Origin of the sequence: Mesorhizobium sp. M0077, from assembly GCF_040322955.1 — a bacterium.
GTDB lineage: Bacteria > Pseudomonadota > Alphaproteobacteria > Rhizobiales > Rhizobiaceae > Mesorhizobium.
Genome location: NZ_JAMYUL010000007.1, coordinates 151917 through 166828 on the forward strand (window position 1 = coordinate 151917; position 14912 = coordinate 166828).

At 62.4% G+C, this 14912-nt stretch carries 16 protein-coding genes; 9 read left to right on the forward strand and 7 right to left on the reverse strand.

The window, feature by feature from the left end:
* Positions 1-3: 3 nt before the first annotated feature.
* Positions 4-1953 carry a PrkA family serine protein kinase gene (locus NKJ57_RS16285; RefSeq protein WP_023686732.1) on the reverse strand — a complete coding sequence of 650 codons (1950 nt, stop codon included), beginning with the start codon at positions 1951-1953 and terminating at the stop codon, positions 4-6.
* Positions 1954-2105: 152 nt separating this feature from the next.
* Here NKJ57_RS16285 and NKJ57_RS16290 point away from each other — a divergent pair, with 152 nt between their 5' ends.
* On the forward strand, positions 2106-2534 hold the full coding sequence (locus NKJ57_RS16290; RefSeq protein WP_245259876.1) for a hypothetical protein: 429 nt from the start codon (positions 2106-2108) through the stop codon (positions 2532-2534).
* A complete protein-coding gene (locus tag NKJ57_RS16295; RefSeq protein ID WP_352511831.1) occupies positions 2491-4044 on the forward strand; it encodes an acetolactate synthase large subunit in 1554 nt (517 codons plus the stop codon). The genes NKJ57_RS16290 and NKJ57_RS16295 overlap by 44 nt, the downstream gene beginning before the upstream one ends.
* A gap of 12 nt (positions 4045-4056) precedes the next feature.
* On the opposite strand, the gene NKJ57_RS16300 is transcribed toward NKJ57_RS16295, so the two are convergent.
* Positions 4057-4359: a BolA family protein gene (locus tag NKJ57_RS16300; RefSeq protein WP_023694052.1), complete on the reverse strand. Its 303-nt coding sequence runs from the start codon at positions 4357-4359 to the stop codon at positions 4057-4059.
* Between the two features lie 168 nt (positions 4360-4527).
* Here NKJ57_RS16300 and NKJ57_RS16305 point away from each other — a divergent pair, with 168 nt between their 5' ends.
* The 4 genes from NKJ57_RS16305 to NKJ57_RS16320 all read left to right on the forward strand — a co-directional run bounded on the left by NKJ57_RS16305 (position 4528) and on the right by NKJ57_RS16320 (position 9199).
* Positions 4528-5157, forward strand: a complete 630-nt coding sequence (locus tag NKJ57_RS16305; protein WP_032887126.1) for a J domain-containing protein — start codon at positions 4528-4530, stop codon at positions 5155-5157.
* Between the two features lie 123 nt (positions 5158-5280).
* Entirely contained in the window at positions 5281-6267 is a 987-nt protein-coding gene (gene cobS, locus NKJ57_RS16310; protein ID WP_023670677.1) for a cobaltochelatase subunit CobS, read from the forward strand.
* An 11-nt stretch (positions 6268-6278) separates the two neighbouring features.
* Positions 6279-8177 (forward strand): cobaltochelatase subunit CobT, encoded by a 1899-nt coding sequence (gene cobT / locus NKJ57_RS16315; RefSeq protein WP_023694051.1) that lies wholly within the window; start codon positions 6279-6281, stop codon positions 8175-8177.
* Positions 8174-9199, forward strand: a complete 1026-nt coding sequence (locus NKJ57_RS16320; protein ID WP_352511830.1) for an esterase-like activity of phytase family protein — start codon at positions 8174-8176, stop codon at positions 9197-9199. Before cobT ends, NKJ57_RS16320 begins: the two co-directional genes overlap by 4 nt.
* Before the next feature lie 5 nt (positions 9200-9204).
* On the opposite strand, the gene NKJ57_RS16325 is transcribed toward NKJ57_RS16320, so the two are convergent.
* The 3 genes from NKJ57_RS16325 to rpmB form a co-directional block, all read right to left on the reverse strand.
* Positions 9205-9876: a polyamine aminopropyltransferase gene (locus NKJ57_RS16325; protein ID WP_023714983.1), complete on the reverse strand. Its 672-nt coding sequence runs from the start codon at positions 9874-9876 to the stop codon at positions 9205-9207.
* Between the two features lie 3 nt (positions 9877-9879).
* Positions 9880-10560 (reverse strand): queuosine precursor transporter, encoded by a 681-nt coding sequence (locus tag NKJ57_RS16330; RefSeq protein WP_352511829.1) that lies wholly within the window; start codon positions 10558-10560, stop codon positions 9880-9882.
* Positions 10561-10722: 162 nt separating this feature from the next.
* Entirely contained in the window at positions 10723-11019 is a 297-nt protein-coding gene (gene rpmB, locus NKJ57_RS16335; protein ID WP_023670682.1) for a 50S ribosomal protein L28, read from the reverse strand.
* A gap of 260 nt (positions 11020-11279) precedes the next feature.
* On the opposite strand from rpmB, the gene NKJ57_RS16340 reads away from it, so the two are divergent.
* The 3 genes from NKJ57_RS16340 to NKJ57_RS16350 are packed head-to-tail and all read left to right on the forward strand — an operon-like array spanning position 11280 to position 13683.
* Positions 11280-12080 carry a DUF3108 domain-containing protein gene (locus tag NKJ57_RS16340; protein ID WP_352511827.1) on the forward strand — a complete coding sequence of 267 codons (801 nt, stop codon included), beginning with the start codon at positions 11280-11282 and terminating at the stop codon, positions 12078-12080.
* Positions 12081-12124: 44 nt separating this feature from the next.
* Complete coding sequence (yddG, locus tag NKJ57_RS16345) at positions 12125-13012, forward strand: aromatic amino acid exporter YddG (protein WP_352511826.1); 888 nt, start codon at positions 12125-12127, stop codon at positions 13010-13012.
* The gene (locus NKJ57_RS16350) at positions 13009-13683 is read left to right on the forward strand and encodes a lysoplasmalogenase family protein (RefSeq protein ID WP_352511825.1); all 675 of its coding nucleotides are present in this window, start codon (positions 13009-13011) and stop codon (positions 13681-13683) included. Before yddG ends, NKJ57_RS16350 begins: the two co-directional genes overlap by 4 nt.
* On the opposite strand, the gene NKJ57_RS16355 is transcribed toward NKJ57_RS16350, so the two are convergent.
* Together NKJ57_RS16355 and gloB are read right to left on the reverse strand one after the other, a co-directional pair.
* Positions 13680-14111, reverse strand: coding sequence for a cupin domain-containing protein (locus NKJ57_RS16355; protein WP_352511824.1), 432 nt, complete (start codon positions 14109-14111; stop codon positions 13680-13682). The two genes, NKJ57_RS16350 and NKJ57_RS16355, sit on opposite strands and share 4 nt — an antisense overlap.
* A 20-nt stretch (positions 14112-14131) precedes the next feature.
* Positions 14132-14899 (reverse strand): hydroxyacylglutathione hydrolase, encoded by a 768-nt coding sequence (gene gloB, locus NKJ57_RS16360; RefSeq protein ID WP_352459742.1) that lies wholly within the window; start codon positions 14897-14899, stop codon positions 14132-14134.
* Positions 14900-14912 lie beyond the last annotated feature (13 nt).

Below are 14912 nucleotides of genomic sequence, written 5' to 3' on the forward strand. Positions count from 1 at the left end.
CTGTCAACCCGCCTTGTTCACCCGCATGTACCAGTCCACCAGCCGGCGTACCTGCCGTTCTGTGTAGCCACGCTCGATCATGCGCTGCACGAATTCGTTGTGGCGCTTTTCCGTAACGCTGTCTTGCTTGGAGCCGAAGCTGATCACCGGCAAGAGGTCCTCGACCTGTCCGAACATCCGCTTCTCGATGACCTCGCGCAGTTTTTCATAGCTGGTCCATGACGGGTTGCGGCCGTGGTTTCTTGCGCGAGCGCGCAGAGTGAACTTCACCACCTCGTTACGGAAGTCCTTGGGATTGGCGATGCCTGCCGGTTTCTCGACCTGCGAAAGTTCGTTGTCCAGGATCTCCCGGTTGAGGATCTGGCCGGTGTCGGGGTCCTTGTAGTCCTGGTCCTCAATCCAGGCATCCGCATAGGCGATGTAGCGGTCGAAGAGGTTCTGGCCGTATTCGCTATAGGACTCCAGATAGGCCTTCTGGATTTCGTGGCCGATGAACTCGGCGTAGCGCGCCGCAAGCTCCGACTTGATGAATTCAAGATAGGCCGCTTCCGTTTCCTTCGGGAACTGCTCCCGCTTGATCGCCTCCTCCAGAATGTACATCAGATGCACAGGATCGGCGGCCACCTCCTCATTATCGAAGTTGAATGTCTGCGAAAGGATCTTAAAGGCAAAGCGCGTGCTGACGCCCGTCATGCCTTCATCGACGCCGGCGGCGTCGCGATATTCTTGGACCGACTTTGCCCTGGGATCGACTTCCTTCAGATTTTCGCCGTCATAGGCGCGCATCTTGGTGTAGAGCGGCGAGTTGTCGTGCTCGGCCAAGCGCGTCGAAACTGCAAAGCGGCTGAGGATGTCCAAAACTTCAGGGGCACAGGGGCTGGCGGCCAACTCGCTCTCACGCAGCAATTTCTCATAGATCTGCCTCTCTTCGGTGATCCGCAGGCAATAGGGTACCTTGACCACCAGGATGCGATCGAGAAACGCCTCGTTGTTCTTGTTGCTCTTGAACTGTTGCCATTCCGACTCGTTGGAATGGGCGACGATGATCCCCTGGTAGGGAAAGGCGCCGAAATTTTCAGTGCCGTTGTAGCTGCCTTCCTGTGTCGCGGTCAGCAGCGGATGCAGAACCTTGATGGGTGCCTTGAACATCTCGACGAATTCAAGCAGACCTTGCGTGGTTCGGTTCAGGCCACCGCTATAGGAATAGGCATCGGGGTCGGACTGGCTAAAATTTTCCAATTGCCTGATGTCGACCTTGCCGACCAGGGCCGAGACATCCTGATTGTTCTCATCGCCAGGTTCGGTCTTGGCAATGCCGATCTGGCGCAGCCGCGAAGGCATCAGCTTGACGACGCTGAATTTGGAAATGTCGCCAGACAATTCGTCGAGGCGCTTGGCCGCCCATGGCGAAATCAATCCGTTCAGCCGGCGCCGGGCTATGCCGTATTTATCCTCTAGCAGATCACCCATGTGATCGGGATGGAACAGCCCAAGCGGCGACTCGAAAACCGGGCTGATCTGGTTGCCGACCTTCAGCGTGTAGATCGGGCGCTGCTCCATCAGTTTCTTCAGGCGCTCGGCCAGAGAGGATTTGCCGCCGCCGACCGGGCCGAGGAGATAGAGGATCTGCTTGCGTTCTTCGAGCCCCTGCGAGGCATAGCGGAAATATCCAGCTATGCGCTCGATCGTATCCTCCATTCCATAGAAGTCAGAAAAATGAGGGTAGATCTTGAGGGTCCGATTCGCGAAAATGCGGCCGAGGCGCTCGTCTTTGCTGGTGTCAACCAGTTTTGGTTCGCCGATTGCGTCGACCATCCTTTCGGGCGCCGAAGCGTACATCGATTTGTCTTCCCGACAGGCAAGAAGATACTGTTGGATGCTGACCTCTTCGTCCGCCGCATTGGCATAAATTTCCGAAAAAAGATCGAAGACGTCGGATTGGGTTGCACGCATGATGTTCTGCCCTCGGAGCCGATCTGGATTCCAATCGCCTCATCACCTTCAACTGTCGGAAAGCATTGTTGGTTCCCTTCACATGAAGGAGAGTGGCTGCAATCCGGGTAGAAGGCTTGGGAGGAAACATTCGGAGTGGCTGGAATGGCGGGTTGCCCGGTGCTGCGGCGCTGATGGGCGGCGTTGTCGCCGGCCAGCTATCTCGATGGACACAAGCATCCGCCGACCTTCATCGCCTATTCGCGCGCCGAAGGCCGCGACGACCAATCGAAGGCTTTGCCAAACGCCTGCGCGCCATCGGCACTGAAGTGACGCTGTTCGACGGCAACGCCTACACGCATATGTCGATCAATCACGACTTCGGCGAGGACGGCGACGCGTTGACCGCCGCGATGCTGGCCTTCCTGAATGGACCGTCGGTTGATCGCCGGATCCCCGCGAGGCGTCCTGGATCAGACCAAAAGCCCCGGCGGGACATTGCCGACCCGGCGCCTACAGGTGCAATTGTTCCTGAATTGTCGATTGGGAAAGAAAATCATGAATGGCGCCGATCTGCTGTGCGACGTGCTCCTGGCCAATGACGTCACGGTCTGCTTCGCCAATCCTGGCACATCCGAAATGCATTTCGTTGCCGCACTGGACCGCAAACCTCAGATGCGTTGCGTGCTCGGCCTGTTCGAGGGCGTGGTGACCGGCGCCGCCGACGGCTATGCGCGCATGACCGACCGCCCGGCAGCAACGTTGCTGCATACCGGACCGGGTCTCGCCAACGGTTTGGCCAACATGCACAACGCAAGGCGTGCGCGCAGCCCGATGATCAACATTGTCGGCGACCATGCTTCTTACCATCTGCCGCTCGATGCCCCGCTGACCAGCGACATAGAAGGCCTGGCGTCGCCGATGTCGAACTGGGTTGGCCGCGTCAAGGGGCCGGCCGATATTGTGCCGGCCGCAGAGGCGGCTTTCCGCGCCTCACTCACGCCGCCTGGCGTCACGACCTTGATCCTGCCTGCGGATGCCGCCTGGGGCGAAGTTGCTGCGATTTCACCTGGCAAGGTGGAGCTGGAGCCGCCGCCCGCCGTCGACATGGCTGTTGTGCGCACGATCGCCGAAGCAATCCGCGCCGCGCCGGGCCGTGTCGGCATGATGGTGCGTGGGCAGGCGGCGCGCGCCGATGGACTTGAAATCGCAGGCAGAATCTCATCGGGAAGCGATGTCAGGCTGTTCAGTGAGGTTCTGATCGCCCGCATGCAGCGCGGCCGCGGGCGGTTCGCCCCGACCCGCATTCCCTATCCGGTAGATGCGGCGACGGCCACGCTCCGGGATATCGATTTGCTGGTGCTGGTCGGCGCCAAGGAGCCGGTTGCCTTCTTCGCTTATCCCGGCAAGCCCGGGCGGCTGGTTCGGGACGATTGCAAGGTGCTTTCGCTGGCGGCGCATGGCCAGGATCTGAAAGCGGCGCTGGAGGCGCTGGCCGACGAGCTCGGCATCAAGCCGACGCAGCAATTCGCCGCCGCAACCGCCTTTCCAGACGAACCGACGCTGAGCGGCAGCCTGACGGGCGATGCCATCGCGCTGTCGGTGGCGCGCAAACTTCCGGCCAATGCCATCGTCTGCGACGAAGCGGTCACCTCGGCGAGACGGTTCTTCACGCTATCCGCCTTTGCGGCGCCGCACGACTACATGATGGGTACGGGCGGATCGATCGGCGGCGGCATTCCCATGGCTACCGGCGCGGCGATCGCCTGCCCGGACCGCAAGGTGATCAATCTCGAAGCCGACGGCAGCGGTATGTACACGGTGCAGGGACTGTGGACCCAGGCCAGGGAAAAGCTTGACGTGCTGACCATCATCTTTTCCAACCGGACCTACGCCATCCTGCATGGCGAAATGAAGAATGTCGGGGTCAATGAAATCGGCGAGAACGCCAAGCGCATGCTCGATCTCGACCATCCTGCGCTGGACTGGGTTGCGCTGGCCAAAGGCATGGGCGTCGAGGCGGCCCGCGCCGACACGTGCGAACGGTTCGACGCGCTGCTCGACAGTGCGCTGTCGCGTCCGGGACCGTTTCTCATCGAAGCGGTGATCTGAGGCGGAAGAGACTTACCAGCGGGTCTTTTCGCCGGGTGCAGCCGGTTCGATTGCCAGCGCATGGACGCCGCCTTGCAACTCCGCTGCTAGCAATTCGTTGACGGCGCGGTGGCGGTCGATGCGGCTCATGCCGGCAAAGACGGATGAGACGATGCGGACGCGAAAATGCGTCTCGCCAGTGCCGTCATAGGCACCGTGATGGTCGGAGCCGTGGTGGTGATGACCGGCATGGAGATGGCTTTCATTGACGATCGCCAGCCGCTCCGGCGAAAACGCCTTGTTCAGCTTGTCTTCCATCGTCGCCTGTATGGACATCGCCATCTCCCTTCACCATATCTGCAAGGCGTGATCGGGAAATCGGGATCGATCCCGCCGGGCCGCCTCAAAAATCGCCATTCGCCCTGCTTTATGCCGCGATTCAGCGGTTAGGGCGATGATCGCGAAAATGTCAATTCTTGTTTCGCACGTGCGAACAGCCCATAAATGGGTGAGATGAAACCGTACCCCAAATATTTCGAGAAAATTCGGGTCCGTCCCGACAAGGATGCGGAGCTGAAGTCGCACTCGCCGATCTGCCAGTGGGACGGCTGCAAGGAGGCCGGTACTCACCGGGCGCCGGTCGGACGCATGAAGGAAGGCGAGTATTTTCAGTTCTGCTTCGATCATGTGCGCGAATACAACAAGGGTTTCAACTACTTCTCCGGCGTGCCGGACACCGAGATCGCCCGCTTCCAGAAGGAAGCGATGACCGGCCACCGGCCGACATGGAAGATGGGCGTCGCCGGCGCCTCGACGCGCTCCTCGCCCGATTTCGCCCAGCAGCGTTCCGGTCGCGCCGGCTATTACAACCGCATGCGCGATCCCTTCGATCTGTTCAAAGGGCCGAAGGACCCGCGCGAGGCGCGCGAACGCAAGGCCAAGCCGCTTGAGGCCAAGGCACTGGAAACGCTTGGCCTTGATACAAAGGCGACTGGCAAGGACATCAAGGCGCGCTATAAGGAACTTGTGAAGCGCCACCATCCGGATGCGAATGGCGGCGATAGAGGTTCGGAAGACCGGTTCCGCGATGTGCTGCAGGCCTATCGCGTGCTCAAGCAGGCGGGTTTGTGCTGAGCAACCTAACGGTTCGTGTCGTTTTCCAACTTTCATAAGGGTGGAAAAGGCTCTAAGACCGCCCCCGGACAAAATCGATTGCCGGCGAAATCAGGCATTTCGCCCGTGGAGACTTGGATAGAGATGAACAAGGTCGATCGCGACATCGCCAATTTGCCCGACACGACGGTGTCGGTGAAAGACAAATTCGGCTTCGAGTCCAAGATGGTGGTGCCGGCCTATTCGGTAACCTCGGAACATGTGCCGGACATCGATCCGGATTATCTGTTCGACAAGGCGACGACGCTGGCGATCCTTGCCGGCTTTGCCTACAACCGCCGCGTCATGGTGTCTGGCTATCACGGCACCGGCAAATCGACGCACATCGAACAGGTCGCCGCCCGCCTTAACTGGCCCTGCGTGCGCGTCAACCTCGACAGCCATGTCAGCCGTATCGACCTCGTCGGCAAGGACGCCATCGTCGTCAAGGATGGCCTGCAGATCACCGAATTCCGCGACGGCATCCTGCCCTGGGCCTACCAGCACAATGTCGCGCTCTGCTTTGACGAGTACGATGCCGGCCGTCCGGACGTGATGTTCGTCATCCAGCGCGTGCTGGAATCGTCGGGCCGCCTGACGCTGCTCGACCAGAGCCGGGTCATCCGCCCGCATCCGGCGTTCCGGCTGTTTTCGACCGCCAACACGGTCGGCCTCGGCGACACCACCGGCCTCTATCACGGCACGCAGCAGATCAACCAGGCGCAGATGGATCGCTGGTCGATCGTCACCACGCTGAACTACCTGCCGCACGACAATGAGGTGAACATCGTGCTGGCCAAGGCCAAGCACTATCGCGACGGCAAGGGCAAGGACATCGTCAACAAGATGGTGCGCGTCGCCGACATGACGCGCTCGGCCTTCATCAATGGCGATCTGTCGACCGTGATGAGCCCGCGTACCGTCATCACCTGGGCCGAAAATGCCGAGATCTTCGGCAATATCGGCATGGCGTTCCGGCTGACCTTCCTCAACAAGTGCGACGAGCTGGAGCGTTCGGTGGTGGCCGAGTTCTACCAGCGCGCCTTCGGCGAGGATTTGCCCGAGAGCGCCGCCAACGTGGTGCTGGGGTAAGCTGAGCCTCGATGGCGGGTCCGGGCGACAACACGCGCAACAAGTCGAAGACGGGGTCTGAAGCCGACAGCTTCAAGCGTGCCGTCACCGTCTGCATGCGCGCCATCGCCGGCGACAAGGAGCTCGAAGTCGGTTTCGCCAAGGACCGCCCGGCGCTCGCCGGCAGCCGCGCCCGACTGCCCGAACTGCCGAAGAAAGCGTCCAAGACAGACATCGCGATTACTCGTGGCCTGGGCGATTCCATGGCGCTGAAGCGCGCCTGCCACGATCAGCGCATCCACACCAAACTGGCGCCGGAAGGCAAGCTGGCGCGCTCGATCTATGACGCCGTGGAACAGGCCCGCGTCGAGGCGATCGGCAGCCGCGCCATGCAAGGCGTCGCCGACAATATCGGCTCGATGCTGGAGGACAAATACGCCAAGGCCAACCTTGTCGACGTCAAGGACAAGGCCGACGCGCCGATCGAGGAAGCGCTGGCGCTGATGGTGCGCGAGAAGCTGACCGGGCGGCCGATCCCGAAGAGCGGCGAGCGTCTGGTCGACCTCTGGCGACCCTGGGTCGAGGAGAAGGCCAAGGCCGATCTCGACGGACTGTCGGCCAAGCTCGGCGACCAGCAGGCCTTCGCCCGCGTCGTGCGTGAGATGCTGGCGTCCATGGAGATGGCCGAGGAACTCGGCGACGATCAGGAGACCGAAGACTCCGAGGACAATGACGACAACCAGCCGCAAGGCGAGGAGCAGAGCGAGGAGGGCGGCGAAGAGGATTCCGGCTCCGAGCAGTCGCAGTCCGAGGATGCCGAGGCCTCGGCCGACGACGAACAGTCGTCCGAGACGGAGGCGTCCGACGCCACCGCCGACGATCTTTCCGACGATGACGATGCGGACGCCGAAACGCCGGGCGAAGCCCGCCGCAACGACAACCCCTTCACCAATCTGCCGAAAGAGATCGACTACAAGGTTTTCACCACCGCCTTCGACGAGACGGTCGGTGCGGAAGAGCTGTGCGAGGAGGAAGAACTCGACCGGCTGCGCGCCTTCCTCGACAAGCAGTTGGCCAATCTCTCCGGCGTCGTCGGCCGGCTCGCCAACCGGCTGCAGCGCCGCCTGATGGCGCAGCAGAACCGTTCCTGGGATTTCGACCTCGAAGAGGGTTATCTCGATCCGGCACGCCTGGTTCGTGTCGTCATCGATCCGATGCAGCCCTTGTCGTTCAAGCAGGAGCGCGACACCAAATTCCGCGACACGGTGGTGACGCTGGTGCTCGACAATTCGGGCTCGATGCGCGGCCGGCCGATCACGGTTGCCGCCACCTGTGCCGACATTCTGGCGCGCACGCTGGAGCGCTGCGGCGTCTCGGTCGAGATCCTCGGCTTCACCACGCGGGCGTGGAAGGGCGGACAGGCGCGCGAGAAATGGCTGAAGGACGGCAAGCCGCCGAACCCCGGCCGGCTCAACGATCTGCGCCACATCATCTACAAATCCGCCGATCATCCGTGGCGCCGCGCCCGGCGCAATCTCGGCCTGATGATGCGCGAGGGCCTGCTCAAGGAAAACATCGACGGCGAGGCGTTGTTATGGGCGCACAACCGGCTGATCGCCCGGCCCGAACAGCGCAAGATCCTGATGATGATCTCGGACGGCGCGCCGGTTGACGATTCGACGCTGTCGGTCAATCCTGGCAACTATCTCGAGCGCCACCTGCGCGCCGTCATCGAGCTGATCGAGACGCGCTCGCCGGTCGAGCTTCTGGCCATCGGCATCGGCCACGACGTCACCCGCTATTACAGGCGCGCCGTCACCATCGTCGATGCCGAGGAACTGGCCGGCGCCATGACCGAGCAGCTGGCCTCGCTGTTCGCCGAGGAAAACGTGCGCGATACACGCCGCGGCGGCTACCGGCGCGCCGGATGATTTTTTTGTGCGGCGGGTTTCGGCAGATGCTCTTCGCGGTCACTGCCTTGTCCGGCATGGCGTTTGCGCCGGCCATCGCCGCCGGCCCAAGCGCGGTCGAGCCGGTCGAAGTCTCGGCGCGGCCGATCACCACCTTCCATATCGGCAGCGCCGACAAGCAGTTTGGGCCGCTGGAATTCGTCGGCGGTCTTGAGATGAACTCGACGACGCGCGATTTCGGCGCGCTGTCGGCATTTCGGTTCGTCAAACCCGGTAGCGATTTCATCGGCGTCGCCGATACGGGCTTCTGGTTCTTCGGCTCGATCACCCATGATGCCGACAAGCGGCCGTCCGGCATCCAGAATTTCCGCATGCAGCAGATGGTCGATGAGAAGGGCCGGCCGATCGACAGGAAATGGGAAGTCGATGCCGAGGGCCTTGCAGTCAAGGACGGCATCGCCACCGTCGGCTTCGAGCGCGATCACCGCGTCGCCCAGTTCAAGATCGACCCCAGCAACATGACGGCGCCTTTCAAGCAACTGAACTTTCTGATTCCAGCCCGCGAACTGCGACAGAACCGCGGTTTCGAGACGGTCACCCACGCCAATCCTAGCGGCCAGCACGAGGGCGGCCTCGTCGTGGTCTCGGAAAAGAGCTTGGACAAGGCTGGCAACATCTATGCCGCCATCATCGAAGGGCCGCACAAGGGCGTCTTCACGGTCAAGCGCAACGGTGATTTCGACATCACTGACGGCGCCTTCCTGCCGGATGGCGACCTGCTGCTTTTGGAGCGCAGTTTCTCGATGGCCGGCGGTGTCAGGATGCGGCTAAGGTGCATCTATGGCGAAAGCGTCGAGAAGGGCGCGGTTGCCGACGGGCCGGTGCTGATGGAAGCCGACATGGGCTACCAGATCGACAATATGGAAGGACTCGACGTCTGGACCCGCGATGACGGAGCGCTGATGGTGTCGCTGATCTCGGACGACAACCACTCGATCCTGCAGCGCAACCTCTATCTGGAATTCATCCTGCACCAGGATTGAGAGCCCTAAGGCTTGGTGGCGATCCAGATGACGTGGCGCGCGCCGCGCTTGCCATTGGCGCGCGTCTTCACCTCGTCCACGACAAAGCCCGCCTGCTTGAGCCTAAGTGTGAAGCCGGCATCGGGGCCTTGCGACCAAACAGCCAGCACGCCCCCGGGCCTGAGCGCTGCACGCGCCGCGCCGAGGCCGGCAGCGCCATAGAGGGCGTCGTTGCCCCTGTAGACGATGCCTTCGGGGCCATTGTCGACATCGAGCAGGATGGCGTCCCAGGCTGCCTTGTCGGATCTTATGATGTGCCCGACGTCGGCTTCGCGAACCGTCACACGGGGATCGTCGAGACAGCCGGCGAAGACCGCCTCCATGGGGCCGCGCGCCCAGGCGATGACGGCGGGGACAAGCTCGGCAACCGTGATGCCTGCGTCGGCGCCCAATTGGGCAAGCGCAGCGCGCAGCGTAAAACCCATGCCGAGGCCGCCGATCAGGATTTTCGGTTGGGCGCGGCCGCCGATCTTTTCACAGGAGAGCTTGGCCAGCGCTTCTTCGGAGCCGCTGAGGCGGCTGTTCATCAGCTCATTGGTGCCGAGCATGATCGAGAATTCGCTGCCGCGCTGCTTGAGGCGCAGTTCCTGTCCGCCGTCAGGCGTTTTGGCCGAGCCGAGCTGGACCCAAGGGATCACGGCCTAGACAGCCACGGTCGGCTGGCTCCAGTGGGCGGCGAGCAGCCGGTAGGGGATCAGGGCCACAACAGCGATGATCAGCTTCACCGAGAGGTCGCCCAGCGCCCAGGAGACCCAGCGCATGGTCTCGACCGGCAGCACGCCCATCAGCGGCGCCGTCTCCAGCGCAAAGCTGTCGTTCGGGCCGGCAAAAGCGAAGGCGGCCGAAAAGGCGATGCTGAAGAATACCAGGGTGTCGAGCACCGAGCCGACCAGCGTGCCGACGATCGGCGCGCGCCACCAGCTCTGCCGGCGCAACCGGTTGAACACGGTGACGTCGAGCAATTGCGCGCAAAGGAAAGCCGCGCCGGAAGCTGCGGCGATGCGCACCAGCCGGTCGGCTGATGTCTCGAACTCGATCAGGCCGTGGCGAAACAGGAAGGGCGGGACGAGGATCGAGCAGACCACAGCGGTCATGAAGCCGACAAGGACGATGCGGCGCGCCACGGTCGGCCCGTAGCGGCGGTTGGCAAGGTCGGTGACCAGGAAGGAGAAGGGATAGGTGAAGGCGCCCCAGGTCAAGATGTCGCCCAGCGACAGACCGCCGGCCTGGCCCTGCATCGGGAACTGCACGAGGATGTTCGATGCCACGACGACAAGCGCCATGGCGGCCACAAAGGGCAGATATCGCGAGAAGGAAGTCATTTTTTTATTCTGGGTAATGGAACCAGCCAGGCGCTAGCCGAAATCCGGATCGCGCTGCCTTGCAAGTTTTGAGCATCGGATTGCTCCGATGCTGCTGCCTTTAATGTTTTGAGCATCGGATTGCTCCGATGCTCAGGGCGGTCGTCCCCCGCCTTGATATCGTTAAGCGGCGGGCTGGTCAGCCAGCTTCTTGGCGATCTGCTTCTTCAACAGGCGCGCGCGCTGCGACAATTCCTTGGCGTCGGCCTTGGCTAGGAAGGCGTCGAGGCCGCCGCGATGCTCGACCGAACGCAGCGCGTTGGCCGAAATGCGCAGGCGCACATTCTGGTTCAGCGCTTCCGAAATCAGCGTCACATTGACGAGGTTCGGCAGGAAGCGGCGCTTGGTCTTGTTGTTGGCGTGGCTCACATTGTTGCCGGTCTGGACTGCCTTGGCAGTGAGTTCGCAGGTGCGGGACATGGTTCTAACCTTCAGTTCTGTCTAGCCTGCCAAACCTTGTTCGCCCGCGCCGGGTGGCGCGCGGTTTCAGTCAGGCGGCCTTATGGAAAAGTTGGCGTTCCATAGTTGCATTTCGCCAATGCGTCAAGCTCCGGCTTACCCACGACTGTGACGAGCGTTTCACATAAAGGCCGGAATTCAGCCTATAAGCGGTCGGACAGGGACATCTCAAGCCGGAGTCGCCCGCCTCCGGTTAAAAAAAATCAAGGACCGAGCCCGCCATGCTTCGCCCGTCACATGCCATTGTCGCCATACTTGTCGCCGCCTTGCCGACATCAACCCTTGCTGCCGCGCCCGCAGCCACCGCACAGTCCTTCAAGGGCGAATACACGGTGTCGTTCCTCGGCCTTTCCGTGGCCAAGGCGACATTTTCCAGCCACTACGAAGGCGGTAACTATTCCATAGACGGCACCGTCTCCAGCGCGGGTCTCGCCACCTTGTTCGACGACACGAGCGGCACGATCTCGTCAAAGGGCAAGATCCTGGGCAAGCAGATACAGCCACAGGTATTTCGCGCGGATTATAAGTCCGGCAAGAAGGCTTCCATGGTCGATATCCGCTTTGCCAATGGCGCGGTGACCGCCACCCAGGTCATTCCCGAACCGAAAAAGCGCAATCCCAAAAACTGGATACCGCTGGGCAGCAACGATCTGGCATCGGTGCTCGATCCGATGGCGGCTACCGTCATCCATGCCGACAGCCTCGACCAGGTCTGTGGGCGCAAGGTGAAATTCTATGACGGCGAGATGCGCGCCGACCTGACGCTGACCTACGCCTCGAAAGGATCGATCTCGGTCAAGGGCTACAAGGGCGACACCGTTACCTGCAAGATGAGCTTCGAGCCGGTGGCAGGCTACCGCAAGGGCCGCAAGGCGCTGAATTACCTGAAGAAGAAGAGCCAGATGATGGTGACGTTTGCACCGCTCGGCCAAACCGGCATATATGCGCCGATCCACGCCACGGTCGGGACGCAGATCGGCACCTTGACTGTCAGCGCGGGGCGGTTCGAAGCAACTGAATAGACGCGCCCACCCGAATAGAATGGGGCGCGTCGCCGGAGACGGGCATGGGGCGCGCAACACTGATCGGTTTCTCGGCGGTCGCCATGTGGGCGCTGCTGGCGTTGCTCACCGATGCGTCGGGCGCCGTGCCGCCATTCTTGCTCTCGGCCATCACCTTCACCATCGGCACCGCGGTCGGGCTGGTTGCCCGGCTGTTCATGCCGGCGACCGATAAAAGCCTGAAGATCCCACGCCAGGTCTGGGTGATCGGCATTGCCGGACTGTTCGGCTACCATTTCTTCTATTTCACCGCGCTGCGCAACGCGCCGGCGGTGGAGGCAAGCCTGATCGCCTATCTGTGGCCGCTGCTGATCGTGCTGGGATCAGCGCTGATGCCGGGCGAGAAGCTGGCCTGGAACCACGTCGTCGGCGCGCTGCTCGGGCTCGCCGGGACCGTGCTGATCGTCACCAAGGGTGGCGGCCTCGCCTTCGATGCTCGCTACACCTTCGGCTATGCGATGGCGGCCGTCTGTGCGCTACTGTGGTCGTCCTATTCGCTGCTGTCGCGGCGCTTTCCGGCGGTGCCGACCTCGATCGTCACCTGGTTCTGCGCCGCCACGGCAGCCCTGTCCCTCATCTGCCATCTTCTGCTGGAAAAGACGGTGCTGCCCGATGGCCCCGGCCAGTGGCTGGCGGTGGTTGGTTTGGGGTTGATGCCGGTGGGTGCCGCCTTCTACGCCTGGGATATCGGCGTCAAACGAGGCAACATCCAGGTGCTCGGCGCGGCAAGCTATGCGGCGCCACTGCTGTCGACATTGGTGCTGATCGCGGCGGGCGTTGCCGAGCCGTCGCTGCGTATCCTGGCGGCCTGCGTACTGATCACCGGCGGCGCGGCGCTGGCGGCGAAATCGCTGTTCGTGCGGAAGCCGGCGACGGGTAGAGCAAGCGCATGACGATGCCGTTTGCCGGCGGCATCGACGCCAATGCCAACGCCACATTGATTTTTTCGCTGGTGGCAGCGGTGATCTACGCCTTCACCCTGGACATGCGGCCGACGCTGGCCCGCTCGGCGGCAAAGACGCTGGCCGTGGCCATGCTTGCGGCGCTGGCCTTCATGCAAGGTGGGCAGCTGTTGCTCGTCGCGGCGCTGGCGCTCAGCGCCGTCGGCGACGCCTTCCTGTCGCGTGACGGCGAAAAGGCCTTCCTCGGCGGGCTGGCCAGCTTCCTTGCGGCGCATGTCCTCTATGTGCCGCTCTTCCTGCGCGGCGGCGGCGGGCTGGATGTGCTCAGCACCGAGACATGGCGCGGCGCCATCGCGCTTGCCATGGCGGCCTTCGCAGTCGTCATGCTGGCGGCGCTCTGGCGCCGTGTCAGTCCCGGCCTGCGGGTGCCGATCGCCGTCTATATCGCGGCCATTCTGGCGATGGGCATCTCGGCGTTGACGCTCGACAATCCGTGGGTCATCGGCGGCGCTGTTATGTTCATGGCATCGGACGGGCTGCTTGCCGCGGAGAAATTCCTGGTTCCGGCAATAGCACCCTATCGCGCCGGCATCCGTTATGCGGTCTGGGTGCTGTACTATGCCGCCCAGCTCTGCATAACTCTTGGTTTTCTTCTGGCCTAAGGCTGCCAGCCCGGCTCGGCCATTTCAAACGCGGCGAAGTCGAAGCCCGGCGCCACGGTGCAGCCGACCAACGTCCATTCGCCGAGGCTGCGCGCTGATTGCCACCAGCCGGCCGGCACGACGATCTGCGGCCGCTCGCCCGCCGCAAGTTCAATGCCGAGCACCTGCTCGATCACCTGGTTAACCTTTGGACTGCCTTCCTCGCACATCGACAGCGCCAGCGGCGCCCCGGCATGGAAATGCCAGACCTCGGCCGCGTCCTTGACCCGGTGCCAGGCCGAAATCTGGTCCTGTTCAAGGAGGAAATAGATCGCCGTCGAATGGCCACGCGCGCCACCGGCGCCGTCGCGAAAGGTCTCGGCATACCAGCCGCCTTCCGGATGCGGCTTGAGGCCAAGCATGGCGATGATTTCAGCGGCGCTGGTCATGGCTGATCCCGGAACGATGCTCAGAAATTGTCCTTGCGCTTGCGGATTTCCGCGAACACTTCGGCGTCGGAGGCCTCCTCCATGCCGAGATGCTTGCGGATCGCCGGGTCGTGCCAGCGCAGGAACGGATTGGTCGACAATTCCTCGCCGATCGTGGTCGGCAGCGTCGCCTTGTTGTCGGCGCGCAGGGTCTCGATCTTGGCGGCGCGTTCCCTGAGCGCCGAATTGGTCGGGTCGACGGTCAACGCAAAGCGGGCGTTCGAAAGCGTATACTCATGGCCGCAATAGATGACCGTGTCCGCCGGGAGTGCGGCGAGCTTCTTCAGCGACTCATACATCACCGGCGGCTTGCATTCGAACAGCCGGCCGCAGCCGAGCGCGAACAAAGTGTCGGCGGTGAACGCCACTTTCGAGGCCGGAAAATGATAGGAGACATGGCCCGCAGTGTGGCCGGGCGTGGCGATGACATCGATCCGCTCACCGCCGAGATGGACGACCGAGCCTTGCCCGACGGTCTCGTCGATGCCGGGGATCTTTTCCTTTTCCGCCTCCGGTCCGACGATGCGCAGCTTGAAGCGCTCCTTCAGCGCCAGATTGGCCTCGACATGGTCGACATGGTGGTGGGTGGTCAGGATCATTGTCGGCTTCCAGCCGGTACGCTCGATAGCGGCAATGATCGGCGCTTCTTCGGGTGCGTCGATAATGGCGGTCTCGCCGCTTTTCGGGTCATGCACCAGCACGCCGAAATTGTCGCTGCGGCACATGAACTGTTCGATTTCGACGGGCATTGGCATCTCTCCA

Coding starts and splice junctions, on each gene's coding strand:
- NKJ57_RS16285 (WP_023686732.1), bottom strand. CDS start 1,953: ATGCGTGCAACCCAATCCGACGTCTTCGATCTTTTTTCGGAAATTTAT.
- NKJ57_RS16295 (WP_352511831.1), top strand. CDS start 2,491: ATGAATGGCGCCGATCTGCTGTGCGACGTGCTCCTGGCCAATGACGTC.
- NKJ57_RS16300 (WP_023694052.1), bottom strand. CDS start 4,359: ATGTCCATACAGGCGACGATGGAAGACAAGCTGAACAAGGCGTTTTCG.
- NKJ57_RS16305 (WP_032887126.1), top strand. CDS start 4,528: ATGGGTGAGATGAAACCGTACCCCAAATATTTCGAGAAAATTCGGGTC.
- cobS (WP_023670677.1), top strand. CDS start 5,281: ATGAACAAGGTCGATCGCGACATCGCCAATTTGCCCGACACGACGGTG.
- cobT (WP_023694051.1), top strand. CDS start 6,279: ATGGCGGGTCCGGGCGACAACACGCGCAACAAGTCGAAGACGGGGTCT.
- NKJ57_RS16320 (WP_352511830.1), top strand. CDS start 8,174: ATGATTTTTTTGTGCGGCGGGTTTCGGCAGATGCTCTTCGCGGTCACT.
- NKJ57_RS16330 (WP_352511829.1), bottom strand. CDS start 10,560: ATGACTTCCTTCTCGCGATATCTGCCCTTTGTGGCCGCCATGGCGCTT.
- rpmB (WP_023670682.1), bottom strand. CDS start 11,019: ATGTCCCGCACCTGCGAACTCACTGCCAAGGCAGTCCAGACCGGCAAC.
- NKJ57_RS16340 (WP_352511827.1), top strand. CDS start 11,280: ATGCTTCGCCCGTCACATGCCATTGTCGCCATACTTGTCGCCGCCTTG.
- yddG (WP_352511826.1), top strand. CDS start 12,125: ATGGGGCGCGCAACACTGATCGGTTTCTCGGCGGTCGCCATGTGGGCG.
- NKJ57_RS16350 (WP_352511825.1), top strand. CDS start 13,009: ATGACGATGCCGTTTGCCGGCGGCATCGACGCCAATGCCAACGCCACA.
- NKJ57_RS16355 (WP_352511824.1), bottom strand. CDS start 14,111: ATGACCAGCGCCGCTGAAATCATCGCCATGCTTGGCCTCAAGCCGCAT.
- gloB (WP_352459742.1), bottom strand. CDS start 14,899: ATGCCCGTCGAAATCGAACAGTTCATGTGCCGCAGCGACAATTTCGGC.